Here is an 18,038-nt window from a genome sequence, read left to right on the forward strand (position 1 = left end):
ATGGCGGCGTACGCGATGTAGTCAATGTACTATAAAAAGAACATAGCGCCACTGGGATGCTGTATTTAAATGTAGGTTGCACAGCCCCTGGGAACGCAGCACGCAAGTAAAAATTATACTAGTAGCACTTTTAAATTTATATAACAGTTTTATTTTCAATTGACTATACACGCGGTATCACTAGAGTCATGACGGAAGCCGCGAAACTACCGATATTTTGGCAGTTTGTGGGCTTGGGTGGTCGTGGTTATGGCATCCTAAAAAAACTAGACGATATGGCAGGGCGCGTGATTGATAATTGCGACTTTTTTGAATTAGATGACTTGGATGACATTAGCGAAGAAGCCTTGTATGAAAACATGCTAGAAGAGTTCCCAAGCTGGCTGAATGAAGCCCGTAAGATTGGATTGATAACATCATAAATGGGGAGTAACCGCCATGTTCAGCATGAAAACAACATCAACTACAAAAGCCCTCACTTTAAGCGCCTTGTTTTTAATTCTAAGCGCTTGTGTCTCTTTACCTACCAATGAAAACACCTTAACAGATGCTGATCTTATTCGAGCTGCCCAGCAAAAAGAATCAGCACCAACCGAAGGCGCGCAGCAGAAGGTCATTGGCGTGCATAATGGTATCGAAGTGGTCAAATCCTTTCAGTGCTCAGACCTCTGTCCGCAAAATACCTTGCGCGTGATTTATTATGAAGTACCTACCGATGCCACTTGTGACAGTATCGGCGGTGTGACCAAATCCATATTAGTACCCATCGCCATTACTGTGATGCCAAAAGAATACTGTTTTCCAAAAGCAATCGCTGATTACTGGGAAAGCTATCCTGCCAAACCATAGTGAATAGTGACCGATATTTACCTAACTGCTAAACAAGCTACGTATCGGTAGCAAAACCGTGCAAAATCAGTCTTGAACCTAGGTTTCAATTTCTTTATCTTTGATACCTTATATAGGTAGTCCATACCTGATGACCTAATGTCTCACACTGACTGATAAAACTATCATGACTCAATTAAAAAAATCTTTTTATTATCGACCCAAGACCAATCAACATAACAATCCAACGGTGCGTTGGATGTTTTTGATATTTGGCTGGTTGTTTTTTATATTGGGTATTATAGGAGTGCTGTTACCCGTGATGCCAACTGCGCCTTTTATACTACTGGCAGCAGGGTGCTGGGCGCGTAGCTCACGACGCTTTCATTTTTGGCTGATTAATCATAAATATTTTGGTAAATTCGTCCGAGATTGGGAAGATCGCCATGCTGTACCTTTATATGGCAAGTGGCTAGCGACGATAATGATGGCAATTTCAACAACAATGTTATTTTTTAACATTCCTGCTGATATGATGTGGGTAGCTTGGCTGGTAGCCACGGTCTGTACTGGGGTAGCGGTCTATTTGTTCCGTTTGCCAAATGCCTAAAATACGTTGATTTTAGGGCGAAAAACAGTCAAAAAGTGGCTTTGGTTACATGAAACCTAAGATAATACTTGCGAAAATGGGATCTTGCCCTTATAATACTTCCAAGCTTAAGAGCAGTTCTGCACCAAATCATTACCTCGTAGTATTAGTTATAATCCTTCGTTTTAATATTTATCGTTCAGTAGCTATTTGCAAGCGTTACCGGTCACTAGACCATTAATAAATTTAAAAGTAGGATTATCAATATGTCAGATACTCAAAAAGGTACAGTTAAGTGGTTCAACGAAGCTAAAGGCTTTGGTTTTATCGCTCCAGAAACTGGCGCAGACGTTTTTGCTCATTACAGCGAAATCACTGGTTCAGGTTTCAAAACTTTAGCTGAAGGCCAAGAAGTTGAGTTCACTGTAACTCAAGGTCAAAAAGGCCCACAAGCCCATAACATCGTTGCTATCTAATCTGTCTTTATAGACGCTTAGAGCAAGATGAAAAAAAAGCGAACCTTCGGGTTCGTTTTTTTTCGTCTACACTTTAGTATAAGCTATTTGCAATTAAAAGCTTAATATTTATAGCGTGCGCTTTATGTTGATCGGCTTTTAAATCAGACAATGAACCAAAAATGCCGATGACTACGCTGGTCATCGGCATTTTTGATCTATATAACTCACAACAAGGATGATGACGAGCGGCAAGGATGTTTGATAGTTCACTTTAGCCAATCAAGCTAATACCAATATTAATAAATCCACCTCCAACGATCAGCCAAGCAAACATAATTGCCCCTAAGATAAGAGGTTTGACGCCAGCTTGTTTAATAGCGCTCAGATGCGTAGTTAAGCCCAGTGCAAACATTGCCATGGTCAGCAGTACATCGTCTAGCATGACCATACTACGCTCAAAGCTTGCGGTCATCGGCACCCAAGTGTGCAGTAAGACGATGGTAATAAATATAAAGGCAAACCAAGGGACTTTGACTTCTTTAATACGGCTCATAAATGAAGCATTTTCACCATTTTCGCTACAGCCTTTGGTCAGAGCAAAAGACAATACCAGTAAGAAAGGGGCGAGCATCATGACCCGAATCATCTTGGTGACAACAGCTGTGTCACCCACTTCAGGACTGACTGCGTTACCAGCGACGACGACTTGAGCCACTTCATGAATGGTTGAACCCGTATAAACTCCGTACTGCTGAGCACTTAACCAAGGTTGCAACCAACCAAGATGGTATAAAAACGGATAGAGTAGCATCGCAACCGTACCAAAGACCACCACTGTCGCCACGGCGATAGTGACTTTATGCGCTTCTGCTTTAACGATTGGGTCGGCGGCGATGACGGCGGCTGCACCACAGATACTCGCACCTGAGCCTATCAATAGCACGGTTTGTTTATCGACTTTTAATAATTTGGTACCTATCCAATAGGTCAATAAAAAAGTAGATGTCAGTACCAGTGCATCCGTCATAATCGCTGGCATACCCACGCTAGCAACTTGGGTCATGGTTAGCTTAAACCCATAAAACATGATGGCGAGTCTTAAAATCTGCCCTTTAGCAAAACAAACTCCTTCATTTAAACGCTCAGCAAAATTGGTATAGACCGTATTGCCAAGTATCATCCCGATCAAAATCGCTAGCGTCAGTGATGACAGTCCTACGATGCGCCCATTTGTCCATGTGTTTACACTAGTATTGAGCCATAAACAAAATAGACTGCCAATCAGCACGACGATGAGCCCTGCTAGATGGCGGCTGCGTGGAAAATAGTTGTTCACTGATTGGGTCAAGGCGTACATGACTGACTGTCCTATTATCTATAATCGAAATAAGCATAAGCTTATGAATAGACATTATAAGATAGACCAATCTATAATAAAAACAGATTAATTAGATACAAATTATCGATTTTATAGGTTAATAAAAAGTCTTAGGGTTAAAAAGATAGTTTTTTAGATAATAGAGGGTTTTTAGGTTATATCAATAAGATAGGGTATCAGAGAAATTATGAAAAAAGCCATGCAGGGATTACCAAAGATTACTCTCAAACAGTTATCAGTGTTTGTCAGTATTTATCAAACAGGTAGTACCAGCCGTGCCAGTGAAGTGCTGCATTTATCGCAGTCGGCGGTCAGTAGTGCGTTGACAGAATTAGAAGCAAGGTTGCAAATGCCGTTGTTTGAGCGGGTCGGGCGTAGGCTCAATCAGCACCCCAATGCCCATCCTATTTATATACAAGCTCAAGCTATCCTAGGGCAGTCGTTGACACTAGAACATTATCATAAGCACCAAGCAGGGCAGATCCACATTGGTGCTAGTACGACTATTGGCAATTACGTACTGCCGCCGCTGCTTGCCAAGCTCTATGAGGCGCTGCCAGATGCAGATGTTGATATGTATATTGCCAATACTCAAGAGGTAGTAGCAGAGGTTGAACAATTGAATATTGATATTGCTTTGGTCGAAGGTATGCCGCGCCCAGTGGATATGAAAGTCATCGAGCAGCGCGAGTGGCGCACTGATACATTGATGATTTTTGCTAAGCACGACAGCAAATGGTTGACCGATGTAGGTTATTACAACGATGCAAATAATTGCTATGAGCTGAGTATTGAGCAACTATCAACGCTACCACTATTGGTACGAGAAGCGGGTTCAGGTACGCGGCAGATCATCGATGAGCAATTATTGCAGCATTTGCCCAATGCTGAGGTGATTATGGCAATACAGCAGTCGGAGGCGATTAAGCATATGGTCAGCGCTGATATTGGACTTGGGTGCCTGTCACAGCACGTCATTGAAGCAGAGCTTGCAACAGGGAAGCTGGTACAAGTGCAGGTTGCAGGAATTGATTTGTCACGTACATGGTGGCTGGTATGGCATAAAGCGCGCCATCAAAGCCCGATTTGGCAAAGCTTTATTGATATTATTCAAGAGGATCGTGTTTAAAGGTAGCTATAGTCAATTCCGTATTAAAAAATAGGGCGAAACTGGGATAAAATTTTTGTAGCCTCTGTCGGCGCAGCCACAGCAAGCAAGAAAAATTTGTACCAGTTTCGCCCTATAATAAAGTGCATTCACCTTATTTAGTATCGACTGTATTAATTCTATGCCTACACTTATTTATTAACGGGCTTATCAAGTCTCACAACTAAGCTGTCACAAGGTACATTTGGCAAGATATTATCTGCCGTTGCGCCACTAAGCCAAGCTGCTATCCCATGACGTTCATGACGACCAATAACCAATAAATCAACGTCATGCTTATGGCAATAGTTGACAATACCTTCACTATTTGAGATGGCAGTCGTCACTTCAGAATTGACCACATGCAAGTCGTTACGATCCAAAAACTGCGCCAGTTTTGCACGCGCTTCTTGGCAACGCTCATCATCAATCTCATCATATAAGCTTGAGGCAGGCACCAGCTCGTAGCCAAAGCCAACCATGGTATCTTTTACGATATGCAATACCGATAATTTGGAGTCAGGACGATTATCAACGATACGCTTGGCTTTTTGAGCAACCAAGTCAGCATCGGATAGTAAATCGGTGACCAATAAAATATGTTGGTAACTCATGAGCGGCTCCTTCCTTGTGGCAGATGATTTTAACTATAGCACTACTAATGACTGCTGTTAAGTAGGCTTTGTTAAATCGGGCGCTATCTTTATCCGTTATTCTTGATGACTTAGTGTTTTTCTCCACCCACTGTCTTGACTTACTAGCGTATTAGCCCCATCTACTGTCGTTAGGCAAATTCTTTTTAGCTGATAAATGCCATTCAATTCGAAGATGACCTATGAGGCTTTGATAACTTTAATTGTTTATTCAAAGCGATCTTTTTATAAATATAAATTTTACTATTTTACTTACTAATATCTATTTCACACCTTGGTGATTGGCTAAGATGATACTGAAGTAATTAATGCATAAGGACAACCATGACTGACACACCATTTACTGCTGATTTAACCCTGCATCCTGCCTTTGAGCTGCTTGAGCACCGCCATATCGATGCATTATCGATGGATGTTTTGATAAGTCAGCACATCAAAACTGGAGCGATGCACTACCATTTGGCGCATCCGAGTGATGAAAATGCCTTTTTGGTCGGCTTTCGTACCCAGCCGATGGACTCAAAAGGTGAGGCACATATTTTAGAGCACGTCGCTTTATGTGGCTCAAAGAAGTTTCCTGTCCGTGATCCGTTCTTTTCAATGATTAAGCGTTCGTTAAATACTTTTATGAATGCGATGACGGCAGCGGATTGGACGGCGTATCCGTATGCCACGCAAAATAAAAACGATTACTTTAACTTGCTTGCGGTCTATCTTGATGCGTCGTTTTTCCCAAATATTCATCCGCTCGATTTTGCCCAAGAAGGCATTCGCGTAGAGTTAGATGAAAATGATAAGCCGCAGTTTAAAGGTATCGTCTTTAATGAGATGAAAGGCGCAATGAGTGGTGAGATTGACCAGCTATATCATACGGTTGCCCATCATTTATTCCCAACGACGACTTATCACTATAATTCAGGAGGTGATCCTGCTGATATCCCAGACCTGACTCATAATGAGCTGGTTGAATTTCATCAGAGCCATTACCATCCATCAAACAGCGTGATTATGAGCTTTGGTAATATTCCTGTCGCTGAGACCCAAGCAAAAATCCATGACGATGCCTTGATTCAGTTTGAAGCAGGTAAAAAACATGTTTCGCGTCCAGAGCAGCGTTTGTCTGCGCCGATTAGCGCGGTCGATACCTATACCGCTGACGAAGCGGGTCCTGATCAAACCCATCATGTGGTGGCGTGGTTATTACCATCGATTACTGATCCAAAGCAGCGTTTGGCACTACGTCTTTTAGAAGGTGTATTGATTGAACATGCTGGCTCGCCGTTACGTGCGTATCTGGATAGCCATCCACTAGGCAAAGCACCAAGTCCATTATTAGGGCTTGATGACAGCCATTATGAAATGGTCTTTTATACCGGTCTGCGCGGCTCTAACCCTGAACATGCCGAAGCGGTAGAGCAAGGTATTATTGATTTGCTAAGCGAAGTTGCCAGCTCGCCAGTCGATGATGAAACCATTGAAACTATCCTGCATCAAATCGAGATTGATCAGCGTCATATCGGTGGCGATAGCATGCCTTACGGTCTGAACTTAATGCTAGAGGGCTTTAGTACGGCGATTCATGATGGCAATCCTATCGATGTCTGGGAAGTTGATGAGCATCTACAATGGTTACGTGAGCAAGTCGTCGACGCGCAGTGGCTACCAAATTTAATCAAGCAGCATTTGCTAGACAATCAGCATCGTGTGCGCATCACAATGACGCCAGATAGCGAAAAAACCGCCCGCCTTGCGGCAGCTGAGCAGACGCGCCTTGATACTATCGAGATGGATTTGACTGCTGATGATAAAGATATCCTCAAGCAGCAAGCATTGGATTTGGCATCGCGCCAAGCAGCGCCTGATGATTTAAGTTTATTACCCAAAGTTGGTCTAGAAGACGTACCGACTGATATCAGCTTTAAGCAAGGCACGCAAAAGCAGATTAATCTAAGCGGTAAAGAAAGCACGTTGTTTGAATATGAAGCGGGCACCAATGGCTTGTATTATTATCAAGTCATCGTACCGTTGACCGATGATATTGGTCAGAATCTCGTTAATAATGGCAATGAAGAGCTGCCAGTCAATGAGGTGATTAATCATCCGTTATTGCCAATTTATTTGAGCCTATTATCAGAGCTAGGTACAGATTCGCTCAGCGCTCATGAGATGCAAGCTAAGCAAGCGGCGCATTCATCAGGGGTGACTGCCCGTATCAGCCAACGTACCAACATCGATGATAGCCAGTCGATCAGTAGCTACTTTGTCGTGGCAACGCGCGCACTGAATCGTAAGCCTGAAGCGATTGATTTGCTCAAAGAAGTCATGGAACACAGTATTTTTAGTGAGCATGATCGTATCAAAGAAATCTTGCAGCAGCGTCAAGCAGGCTGGCAATCAAACCTTGCTGGTTCAGGTCATTCTTATGCGATGCAAACTGCCAGTCGTGGTATGAGTCGTCAAGCACAGCTAGAATATGTGCGCAGCGGTCTACCAGCATTGAATGCATTAAAAGACTTCTTAACCCATGCCAGTAGCGATGACGCACAGTGGGATAAATTAGCAACCAGTTTGATGGACTTACATCAGCGTTTAATTAGTTTGCCTAAGCACGCGGTTATCATCTGTGAAGCGGAGCAAACTGAACGCTTAAGCAATTTAATCGTTGATAGCTGGAAAGACAGTCAAGCGCCAAAGATTGCAGCTCAGTTAAAAAATTCTGATGCGAGTATTGAAGACAATATCCCAAGTGAGTTTGCCGAATTGCAACTAGATGCGGCATTAAATGGCGAAACAGATGCGGTCAAAGCGCTAGAAAGTGATGTGGCGCTCGATGTTGAAGACTTGGCATGGCTGGTTCCAACCAATGTCTATCATAATGCCAGTGCTTATACCGTGCCAGCGGCTGATCATCCTGATACAGCAGCTCTAATGGTACTCGCGCCTTATCTACGCAATGGTTATCTGCATAGCGCTATTCGTGAGCGCGGCGGTGCTTATGGCGGCGGTGCGGGCTACGATGCCAATGCCTGTGCCTTTAAGTTCTTTAGCTACCGTGACCCGCAGTGTGCTGAAACTTTTGCCCATTTTGATGCCAGTATCGAGTGGCTATTGAATGAGCCGCAAACCGATGAGCAGTTAGAAGAAGCCATCTTAGGTATTATCTCAGGAATGGATAAGCCAGGCTCTCCAGCAGGGGAGGCGGTTAAAGCCTGCTTTGCAGATTTGCATCATCGCGGCGTCGACTGGCAGCGTAAAATGCGCGCGTCAATATTGGCTGTGACCGTGGCTGACTTGCAGCGCGTTGCTAAGCAATACCTACAAGGGCAAAAGCATGTCCGCGCGGTATTAGCGCCTTATGATAAAGAAGCAGCAGTACAAGAGCTTGGCTTTAAAGTCTGTAAAATTAAAAGCTAGCTTTTAACTTGTAAAAAATCAGTATCTATATAAAAAACCGCCGCTTCCAGTATTTATATTGAAAGCGGCGGTTTTGTTTTGGTTGAGTATTTTAAAGCGCTATTTCTTAAAGGCTTACTTTTTAATTAAGTAATTAGCGACTGCTTTATAGGCAGGTAGCGAAGTTGGGTCGATTTTACCATTACTGGCTTCAGGGTATGAGGAAAAGCGAACGATGACCATATCGGCTGCTGGATCAACATAGACCGTTTGACCGTGGACGCCACGTGCTGCATAAATAGGCGTGGGATTATTAAACAGCCACCACATACTTTTATAGCTGCCATTATTGAGCTGTTTATAGCCCGCTTTTGCAAATGCGCCTTTATCACCGCCAGCTTCGATATTATCGACTACCGCTGTTGGGAATAAGCGCTCACCATTCATCTCGCCTTTATTGAGCATCAAGCTGCCAATACGTGCCATATCATGCAAACCTGCACTGATGCCGCCGCCAGCAAACGGCGTACCCTTAGCATCGACCGTCATATACGCGCTTTGTTCGGCACCGATTTTTTGCCAGATACGTTCAGAGAGCAGGTCATCGATTGCCTTGCCAGTGGTGCGTGAAATAATCCAGCCGAGTGCATCACTATTGATGGTTCGATAGTTAAACTCTACACCGTGCTCGCCCTTTTTAGGTACCGTTTGCAAATATTCGAAATAGCCATTGGGTCCGCTATAGCCTTTGGGTTTTGGTAACGGGCTTGCCGATTCTGAATACTTCCAGATGTCTGCGTCAGGATCGGCATAGTCTTCACTATAATCGAGTGCCGTGGTCATATCCATCACTTGACGTACGGTGGCATCGCCAAAGCCACTTTTTGCCAGCTCAGGAATAATAGAGGCAACCAATGCCTTATCATCAAGCTTACCTTCGGTGACGAGGATTTCTGCTAGTAGTCCTGTCATTGACTTGGTCATAGACATTGCGGCGTGATTACCCAGCTCATTGAGGCAACCATTTTGACGCTCATAGACGACCTTGCCATGATGCATGATCATAATGCCGTCTGTATAGTTGGCATCAAGTGACTGCCGCCATGTCATAGGACGTTTGCTATTGGTTGGGGTAAAGGTAATGGCATCAATATTTTTATCGAGTGCATAGTCAAGTTTGGATGGTGCACCGATACCGCGACTGACTTCGGTAGTGGGCATTAGCTCTCGAATATGACAGACTGTCCAACGCAGTTTGGGAAAGCTAAAAAAGTCAGACTGTGGTTGAGTGATTAGCTTGTCTTTTGGAGGCGGGAAACCTTGCATCCAGCCGAGCGTTTGCGGGTCTGATTCCTTAGCGGTTAAAGAAGTGCTTTCAGCATGACCGCTTACACTCGTCAGCCCTAGGGCTAAAGTTAGCGGTAATAGGGCAAAAGAGTGTTGTAGTGTCAGCATGGTATCCTCGCGACTTAGCTTAAGCGGTTAACATTAGGCAATAAAAAACCGTTGATAAGATTTGAGCTTAATTCTTATCAACGGTCTTTACTACTTGCTTTTGTAAGTCAGCTTTTTAGCGAGCTTCGTTATTAATAGCGCTTAATGGCTTGGTCTTTGCCAATGATCTCTTGATGAATTGGGAATTGATCATAACTGTCGTAATGTTGACGGTCTGCAAAATAGCTTTTTAGGGTACGGCGTACCGCTTCAAACGCAAGCTTATCCCAAGGAATGTCTTCTTCTGTGAATAACGCACAATCAAGACTTTCAGAGCCGATACCATAAGCACCGTCTTTTAGTTCGGTGATATAGATGCTATAGATTTGACCAATATCTGGAATGTCATATAAGCAATATAAATGTGGATTGATCACGACCGCGTCAGCCTCTTCAAAGCTCTCACGCGCGGCACCTTCGGCCATGGTTTCGCCGTTTTCCATAAAGCCTGCAGGCAACGTCCATAAGCCATACTGCGGCTCGATTGCGCGTCGACAGAGCAGCACCCGATGTTTATGGACGACCAGTGAACCACAAATTATCTTTGGGTTTTCATAATGAATATAATGACAGTTTGGGCATACCAAACGCGGTATATTATCCGTAGCTGGTATTTTGCGTTCTGCTTCACAACCGCATTGTAGACAATAGCGCATATCGACTGCCTTATATAATGAAATGAGAGAGATAAGGTTACTTTAAGACGTATAATTTTAAGATTTATAATTGTTGTTGTATCAGATACTAGGGCTATCGAATATCAGATGATTATCTGACAATCGCCCTTTATATTAAGATAACACAAATCTTCCTCATACTGGCAATGATAATAACAGCGTATTTTGTGAGTTGAATCACCGTTGGAATTCCTTGTGTGCTAACAGAATAGACCAAGCCTATCAGTCACACAAAAGGTATGCAGTTATTATCAGATTGCGCTAGGCTATAAGTGACTCTACTTTATTTTAAATTGACTATGTTACCAATAGCGCGGGTAGTGTCTGCCACGACCAATGTTGTTGTAAATCAGCGCTACCACTACTAAAGCAAGGGCACCTACTAGCGTCGGAGTGAGCAAAAAATGCCACTTTACGCCGCCGAGCATCACAATCAATGGATTGGATCCTGCAGGTGGATGCGGTACGCGCAGCAGTAACATTAGAGCAATTGCCGTACCAACGGCAAGGGACAAGCTCCACCACTCAACCCCAAATAAAGACATAAAAGCTAAGCCAGTAAAGGTAGTAATAAGATGACCACCGACAATGTTTCTTGGTTGAGCAAAAGGGCTTTCTGGATAAGCAAAAATAAGCAGGCAGCTGGCGCCAAATGAGCCCAAAATCATCGCGATATTTTGCCAATTTCCCAGTAATGCCAATACAGCAGTGGCAACTGTTCCGCCAGCCCAAGCAATGGCAATGATGACTAATGGCAGTCTTTGCGGGCAATCATCAGTTTTGCCCTGCATTTTATGTAATGAAAAAATCTTATCCACGAGCATTTCCTAAATAATATATGAATGACACCCTTGATCCATGAGGACCAATTGCAGTCGTACAATGATAAAAGACCATGTCTGTCTGACGGTTGTCGCAATCTGCTTGCTGCAACCATTCAACGTTTTGATGGCTAATACTGATAAAAAAACAGGGCAATTATAATGCTAAATCCCTCACAGTCCGTACGTTTTGATGAAATGACAGTCGCTGTACCAGATTTTATACGTTATCCCACGATCAGAAAGTTGGCTGAACGGGTGCAGCACGAGACATTAAAGGCTATTGCTAGTCCCGCGCTTTATGACTCTCACGACCATTCGCGCAGTGCCCGTATTTTAAATAGTCTTTATCAAACCCCAATCGCCGATGCCTCTATCTTGGTCGCTATCACTCATGAGCGCCATCCTAAGCTGCTGCTGACTCGCCGCGCTGCTCATATGAACAGTCATGCTGGCGAGGTATCCTGTGCTGGTGGCAAACATGAAGTAGGCGATGGTAACAATGTCGTTACCGCCCTACGTGAGGCTTGCGAGGAAACCGCGCTACCGCCTAATAAAGTTCAGCTGCTTGGTCAACTGCCTATCCAAACCTCTAAAAGTGGTATGAGTGTACGTCCTATTGTGGCGCTGATTGCGCCAGATCTGCTTTTGGTGCCAGAGCTTGGAGAGATATCACGCATTTTTTGGGCAGATTTTGAGACTTTATTAACTCAGCCGACAGTCGAATATTCTATAGAATATACATTGCAAGATCAGGCAGCAACGCTTCTGACACCGAGCTGGCAAGTAGATGGCGAAACAGTGTGGGGTCTGACGGGACGAGTCATTGCCAGTTTATTAGAAACAGGCTTTGATCGGCAGCTAGAGTGGTATTACCGCATACAAGATACTCGATCATAGAAGTGTTAGATATTCGCTAACAATCATGTTTTTGGCGAAGGAGGATCGTTATTATAAACGTTAGTGATAATGAATGAATGCATTCTATTTATAATCATCATCATTCTTCTTTAACCACCAGTTCATATTGTCTTGGCGTTTAGCACGAAATGCTTCTAGCTTGTTGGCAACTCTACTATTGTGTTGACGGGCAGTATCGAGGGCAAATAGAATCGGCACGGAAGACAATACGCCAAAGCGTATTTTTGATTTTGGCAGGTTTAGCCCATCGCCAATATCATCACCAACCAAGGTACGGGTCACGCTGGCATTGACCATCTCAACAAAACGCCCACGGCGATTGTCCTCACCCATCAGCTGACGTGGCAAATCGTGCAGGGCTTTTGCCAGTGGTCGTCCCATTTTAAAATCAAGCTGCTGAATCGACAAATAGGTATAGAGCCATTCCCAACAGGCGGCTTCATCTTTTGGCAGTCGCTGCAAATCAACCCCCATCCAATAACTGGCAAGATTCCATAAATGCAAAATGCCTTCTGCTTCCTCAGTGCTAATACGGGCGCCAAGCAATCTTAATCCGCGCATAATCAACAGTGAAAACTGCAAATGAGTAGCAATCATATCGGTTTGATTGATAGGAATACCCCAATATGCAGTATTCCAACTGCCATCTGGGTTGTGATGTTGGTTGGCATCTGGTATGACGCCTTTAGCAGCATTGCCTTTACCCTTAAGCAAGTTCTGTCGTACTGAAGTATGTATTTGACGTACTTTAATGGATTGCTGCCAACCTTCAGAGCCGATAGCCAATACTCGTTCAATATTAGGTTTGCTAGGTTCTGAATCTAAATGCAATTGAGGGTGCTCAGAGACCGCCAAGATATAGGCGTAGGTACGCATCAATCTTGGTAAAGCGTCATGCATCAGTGCGCCAGTCTGAATCAGCGGTAGCGATAAGGCAGGGATACTATAGCCTGCCATGAGAGCCACATTACGCAACAACCAAATCAGCATCAGTGGATAACGGCGATAGGCAACCGCGCCGATTTGGGCAAGCTTAGGATCAAACCAATCGGGATGGCGACTAAATTGTTCAGTTAATGCGTTGAATGAGGAATTATTCTTGAGGTTAGAGTCCGCTTTCTTATCAATAATAAACTGCTGTAATGGCTTGGCAAAACGAATGCCATCAGAGGCTAGATCATCTGCTATTGGATCGCCAATATCGTAGCCTGCAACTATTTCCTCTAACAAATCTTGCGAGATGACAAAGTCTTTTGGCAGTAGATAGCGCTTAATGCGTTTTAATACTTGCAGATCACTATGATCATCAATGGCAGTGGTGCGTCCATGACGCTGATAAGAAACAGGCGCTTGATGACAGCCTGCACCTTGCCGAGCACTGGCGGCACTTGTTTTAGCGATTTTTTTAGAGATGTCGATGGAATCCATATTTATGAGCAACTCTGTAGCAACTGCTTTTTATTAAGTTGATTGAGCTACTTTGGGATAAAGTAGCTCAATCGTACATTAAGAATGACGCGTTAAGTCTACAGAGGTTACATTAACCTCATCTTTTAAAGTGGCTTTGAGCATCATATAACCTGCGATACCAGAGACGATTGAACCCATAATGATACCCAAACGCTCATCAAATAATGGCGTCTCACCGGCAAATGCAAGCCCACCGATAAACAAACTCATGGTAAAGCCCACACCACATAACAATGCTGCGCCGTAGATTTGCTTAAAGTTCATGCCTTTTGGCATAGTAGAAATGCCCAATTTAAAAATTAACCAGCACATCAGCATGACGCCTACTTGTTTACCGATGAACAGTCCGGCGGCAATACCAAGCGGCACAGAATGAAACAGCTCACCAAACCCTGCGCCCTTAAGCGAAATGCCCGCATTGGCAAAAGCAAATAATGGCAGGATACCGTAAGAAACGGTGTTTTGTAAGTCGTGCTCAAGCTCTTCAAGCGGGGAATGCTCAGGGTCAGTGCGATCAAATAAAGGAATAAATAGCGCCAATACAACCCCAGCTAACGTTGCATGGATACCGGATTTGAGTACGGCAACCCACATGATAACGCCAATTAGCAAATAAGGAGTTATGCTAGTAACGTTACGGCGATTAAGCAGATATAAAAACGGCAGACATAAGCCCGCGATAGCCAGTGAACCAAGCGATAAATCATTGGTATAAAATAAAGCAATGATAATAATCGCGCCGATATCATCAAAGATAGCAATGGAGACTAAGAATACTTTTAATGAATTGGGTACGCGATTACCAAGTAAACTCAAAATACCAAGAGCAAAGGCGATATCGGTTGCGGCAGGAATCGCCCAACCTCGCCAAAACTCAGGTTCATTATAGTTAAAAAACAGATAGACGATGGCTGGCATGATCATGCCGCCAAGAGCCGCCCCTGCTGGCAAGATAATTTGCTTTACATTGGACAGCTCGCCGATTAACACTTCACGCTTAAGCTCAAGTCCCACTAAAAAGAAGAACACTGCCATCAAGCCATCATTAATCCAATGATGCGCATCTTTAGCGATTGAGAAGCTGCCAATTTGAATAGCGACAGGTGCATGAATAAAGGATTCGTACCACGTATTTAGAGAAGTATTAGCAATAATCATTGCTGCGATAGCTGCCAGCGCTAGGACGATACCGCCCGAAGCCTCGAGATTAAAAAACGCTCTGATTTTATGTATTGCCATATTGTCCTCATTAACCAAATAAAACGTGCGAAAGTATTCAAAAGCTCAAGTATTTTTGTATGTCTGTAATGGCTCCGCCTTAAGTACGCGACCACATATGGGGACGAGTCTTTGTTAGCACTGATGTTTATAATACCAGTGTAATAGACGTATATCCCTAGTTTCTCATATTCTTATTCATATAAACAAATGAAATAGGTTACCGGTTTTACCTTTTAACTTGAAAGCTGCATGACGAAAAAAGCTGTTTTTAAAGTACCTTGTGCGATAAATCTAGCAGACTTTGCTAGGGTTATGGCTTTTTTCGCAGTTTTATCTTTATAATAAGCCGCTTTACGTAACGGTTAGCATCGGATTTGACTCTTATAGCATTAGCCGTTATCAAAATAATATACACATTATCTATCCATATTTTTTGCCTGATATTCATTCAACTATTTTTAAATGAGCGTTTTTAAAAACATACTATCAAAAAGTTTTGCTAAAAAAATGCTGCTAAAAAGTAGAATTGGTTGAATGTTCTAAGGCTTGTGTCTCTTATATCATAAATTTTGCAGGTCAGTGTCATGGACGTATCCCTTTCTATTGAAGTTATTTTAATGTTGACCGCTGTAGCCGCGTTGGCAGGTTTTATCGATGCTATTGCTGGTGGCGGTGGTTTGTTGACTATTCCTGCCATGCTACTTGCCAATATTCCGCCTGTATTGACACTGGGTACCAATAAGCTACAAGCAGCATCAGGGGCACTAGCAGCGTCTATTACCATGATTAGAAAGGGTGTGGTTAAACCCAAGAATATTAAAACAGCGATTATTGCGGCTTTTATTGGCTCTATCTTTGGCTCAATCGCGGTGCAGTTATCGCCACCTGACTTGTTAGAAAAGCTGATTCCATTTTTGATTGCAGCCATTGGTATCTATACTTTGTTTGCCCCCAAACTTGGTGAAGTGGAAGCTGCCCCTCGTATCTCAGAAGGTGCTTGGCAAAAAATTGCCGCCCCTTTAATTGGTTTTTATGACGGCTATATGGGACCTGGGACAGGTATGTTTTTTGCGCTTGGCAATGTGGCATTACGTGGTCGAAAAATTATCGAAGCAACTGGTGCGGCAAAGGTACTGAATTTATCGACCAATATTGGCTCATTAATCTTCTTTATATTGGGCGGTAATGTATTGTGGACAGTAGGGCTGGCGATGATGGTAGGGCAAACTATAGGGGCGTATTTTGGCTCGCATATGGTAGTAAAAGGCGGCAGTAGACTCATTCGTCCCATGATTGTATTGGTTTGTCTTGTGATGGTGACTAAATATGTACTCGGTTAGTGGAGGGTAGATTGATCAAGAAGAATGCAACTCTTGGTCTAAAAACGTACTTGCTGCATAAAAAAACCTCAGACCAATCGGCTGAGGTTTTTTTATGACTTATTTATAGGCAATCACTGATCACGATTAGCCGCGCTTAACATCATCATACTCGCTGCCCATAATGCCATCGCTAAAGACTTCAGAGAATTCGCGTTCGCTGTTCTCATCGATATGACCGTCAAAGACATCTTTTGAGCCAGCATCAGGATCGTTATAAATCGCTAAATCCATTTTACCTTCTGATTTTGCGACGATAGCGGTCACCGCAGCATCACCGCCGACATTGACTGCTGTACGTAACATATCAAGGATACGGTCGACCCCTAAAATAAGACCAATACCTTCAATCGGTAGACCGACTTGGGCAAATACCATTGACAGCATGATTAGACCAACACCCGGAACACCTGCCGTACCGACAGAGGCGAGCACTGACATCAAAATAACGGTCAAATACTCAGTTATACCCAAGTCAATACCATAAATATTGGCAATAAAAATGGTCGCTGTGCCTTGCATGATGGCTGTACCATCCATGTTGATCGTCGCGCCAAAAGGGATGGTGAATGAAGCAACTGAGTTATTAACACCCATGCGCTTGGTGACCGTACGCAAGGTAATTGGAATCGTTGCATTCGAGCTTGAAGTACTAAAAGCAAAAATCTGTACTTCGCGCATTTTTGCCAAAAACGTTCTGACTGACAAGCCTGAAGACAGCTTAAGGACAATCATCATGGTCACAAAGAAATGGAATGCCAGTGAACCAACCAGTACCGCAACATAACCAAGCAATGACCAAATCAGGTCTAAGCCAAGCTCTGCCATTGCTTTGGTCAATAGCGCAAAGACACCATATGGTGCAAGATTCATAATGATAGTCACCATTTTTAAGATGACTTCATTGATGAGCTCTAAACTTTGAACCAAGCCTTTAGCGGGTTTTCCTACCATCAAAATACTAATACCAATCAAAACGGCAAAGAAGATAATCGATAGCATATCGCCGTTTGCCATCGCACTGATGGGGTTAGAGGGAATAATATTGGAAAATACATCGAGTAGTGGTGGCGCTTTCTCAGCTTCAAACGCCGCCTCTGTTGCTATATTCATGCCTTTTCCGATACCAAACAGCACACCAAGCCCAATAGCAGTTGCAATCGCCAGTGCGGTCGTCACCATATAGATGAAAAAGGTTTTAGTACCAATACGCCCTAATAGACGAATATCACCGATACCGCATACGCCGCAGATCAGTGAAATCAAGACCAGTGGCACGACGAGCATTTTTAGCGAGTTAACAAACAGCTTACCGACAATGGCAAGAAAACCGTTGGTGACATAATTATTAACAAAGCTGCCTTCCGTGTTCAAGCCAGAGTAGTTTATAAATAGACCCAGTATAATACCGAGCACCATGGCAACAATAATTTTGCCGGTCAAACCCATATTTTTCCACATAAACGCTATCCTTGGTGTCCGTTACGCACAGCAATAGACACAATAGCGCGCTCAATATGAGTGCAAGATTGCTGTCATGACTGTTACTGTGACGTCTATAAATATATGAACTGACCTTTAAGTCAGATTTTGGGGGACAATATAAAAG

The 18,038-nt window shown here is 43.4% G+C and carries 15 protein-coding genes and 1 pseudogene; 8 read left to right on the forward strand and 8 right to left on the reverse strand.

Annotation, left to right across the window (positions count from 1 at the left end):
• Window positions 1-173 precede the first annotated feature (173 nt).
• The 4 genes and pseudogenes from FQ082_RS02970 to FQ082_RS02985 all read left to right on the forward strand — a co-directional run.
• Window positions 174-422: pseudogene (locus tag FQ082_RS02970) on the forward strand (VWA domain-containing protein); the annotation flags it as partial.
• Between the two features lie 16 nt (window positions 423-438).
• Entirely contained in the window at window positions 439-849 is a 411-nt protein-coding gene (locus FQ082_RS02975) for a hypothetical protein (protein ID WP_149491990.1), read from the forward strand.
• Between the two features lie 166 nt (window positions 850-1,015).
• Entirely contained in the window at window positions 1,016-1,438 is a 423-nt protein-coding gene (locus tag FQ082_RS02980; RefSeq protein WP_149491991.1) for a YbaN family protein, read from the forward strand.
• A 245-nt stretch (window positions 1,439-1,683) separates the two neighbouring features.
• Window positions 1,684-1,893: a cold-shock protein gene (locus tag FQ082_RS02985; RefSeq protein ID WP_010201661.1), complete on the forward strand. Its 210-nt coding sequence runs from the start codon at window positions 1,684-1,686 to the stop codon at window positions 1,891-1,893.
• Between the two features lie 253 nt (window positions 1,894-2,146).
• Here FQ082_RS02985 and FQ082_RS02990 read toward each other — a convergent pair whose 3' ends face one another.
• Window positions 2,147-3,232, reverse strand: a complete 1,086-nt coding sequence (locus FQ082_RS02990) for a YeiH family protein (RefSeq protein WP_149491992.1) — start codon at window positions 3,230-3,232, stop codon at window positions 2,147-2,149.
• Window positions 3,233-3,440: 208 nt separating this feature from the next.
• On the opposite strand from FQ082_RS02990, the gene FQ082_RS02995 reads away from it, so the two are divergent.
• Entirely contained in the window at window positions 3,441-4,382 is a 942-nt protein-coding gene (locus tag FQ082_RS02995; protein WP_149491993.1) for a LysR substrate-binding domain-containing protein, read from the forward strand.
• 170 nt (window positions 4,383-4,552) lie between these two features.
• Here FQ082_RS02995 and FQ082_RS03000 read toward each other — a convergent pair whose 3' ends face one another.
• A complete protein-coding gene (locus FQ082_RS03000; RefSeq protein WP_011281102.1) occupies window positions 4,553-5,014 on the reverse strand; it encodes a universal stress protein in 462 nt (153 codons plus the stop codon).
• 363 nt (window positions 5,015-5,377) lie between these two features.
• On the opposite strand from FQ082_RS03000, the gene FQ082_RS03005 reads away from it, so the two are divergent.
• Window positions 5,378-8,467, forward strand: a complete 3,090-nt coding sequence (locus FQ082_RS03005; protein ID WP_149491994.1) for an insulinase family protein — start codon at window positions 5,378-5,380, stop codon at window positions 8,465-8,467.
• A 114-nt stretch (window positions 8,468-8,581) separates the two neighbouring features.
• On the opposite strand, the gene FQ082_RS03010 is transcribed toward FQ082_RS03005, so the two are convergent.
• The 3 genes from FQ082_RS03010 to FQ082_RS03020 form a co-directional block, all read right to left on the reverse strand.
• Complete coding sequence (locus FQ082_RS03010; RefSeq protein ID WP_149491995.1) at window positions 8,582-9,901, reverse strand: serine hydrolase domain-containing protein; 1,320 nt, start codon at window positions 9,899-9,901, stop codon at window positions 8,582-8,584.
• A 131-nt stretch (window positions 9,902-10,032) separates the two neighbouring features.
• Window positions 10,033-10,596 (reverse strand): NUDIX hydrolase, encoded by a 564-nt coding sequence (locus FQ082_RS03015; protein WP_011514442.1) that lies wholly within the window; start codon window positions 10,594-10,596, stop codon window positions 10,033-10,035.
• A 323-nt stretch (window positions 10,597-10,919) separates the two neighbouring features.
• The gene (locus tag FQ082_RS03020; protein ID WP_011514441.1) at window positions 10,920-11,441 is read right to left on the reverse strand and encodes an HPP family protein; all 522 of its coding nucleotides are present in this window, start codon (window positions 11,439-11,441) and stop codon (window positions 10,920-10,922) included.
• Between the two features lie 159 nt (window positions 11,442-11,600).
• On the opposite strand from FQ082_RS03020, the gene FQ082_RS03025 reads away from it, so the two are divergent.
• A complete protein-coding gene (locus FQ082_RS03025; protein WP_020444274.1) occupies window positions 11,601-12,338 on the forward strand; it encodes an NUDIX hydrolase in 738 nt (245 codons plus the stop codon).
• 84 nt (window positions 12,339-12,422) lie between these two features.
• Here the strand turns inward: FQ082_RS03025 and FQ082_RS03030 are convergent, their stop codons facing one another.
• Together FQ082_RS03030 and nhaA are read right to left on the reverse strand one after the other, a co-directional pair.
• Entirely contained in the window at window positions 12,423-13,787 is a 1,365-nt protein-coding gene (locus FQ082_RS03030; protein ID WP_149491996.1) for an oxygenase MpaB family protein, read from the reverse strand.
• Between the two features lie 78 nt (window positions 13,788-13,865).
• Entirely contained in the window at window positions 13,866-15,068 is a 1,203-nt protein-coding gene (nhaA, locus tag FQ082_RS03035) for a Na+/H+ antiporter NhaA (RefSeq protein ID WP_011514438.1), read from the reverse strand.
• Window positions 15,069-15,634: 566 nt separating this feature from the next.
• Here nhaA and FQ082_RS03040 point away from each other — a divergent pair.
• A complete protein-coding gene (locus FQ082_RS03040) occupies window positions 15,635-16,390 on the forward strand; it encodes a TSUP family transporter (protein ID WP_011514437.1) in 756 nt (251 codons plus the stop codon).
• 126 nt (window positions 16,391-16,516) lie between these two features.
• Here the strand turns inward: FQ082_RS03040 and FQ082_RS03045 are convergent, their stop codons facing one another.
• Window positions 16,517-17,890: a dicarboxylate/amino acid:cation symporter gene (locus tag FQ082_RS03045; protein ID WP_011514436.1), complete on the reverse strand. Its 1,374-nt coding sequence runs from the start codon at window positions 17,888-17,890 to the stop codon at window positions 16,517-16,519.
• Window positions 17,891-18,038 lie beyond the last annotated feature (148 nt).

The sequence above is a fragment of the Psychrobacter sp. ANT_H56B genome (assembly GCF_008369245.1).
Lineage (GTDB): Bacteria > Pseudomonadota > Gammaproteobacteria > Pseudomonadales > Moraxellaceae > Psychrobacter > Psychrobacter cryohalolentis.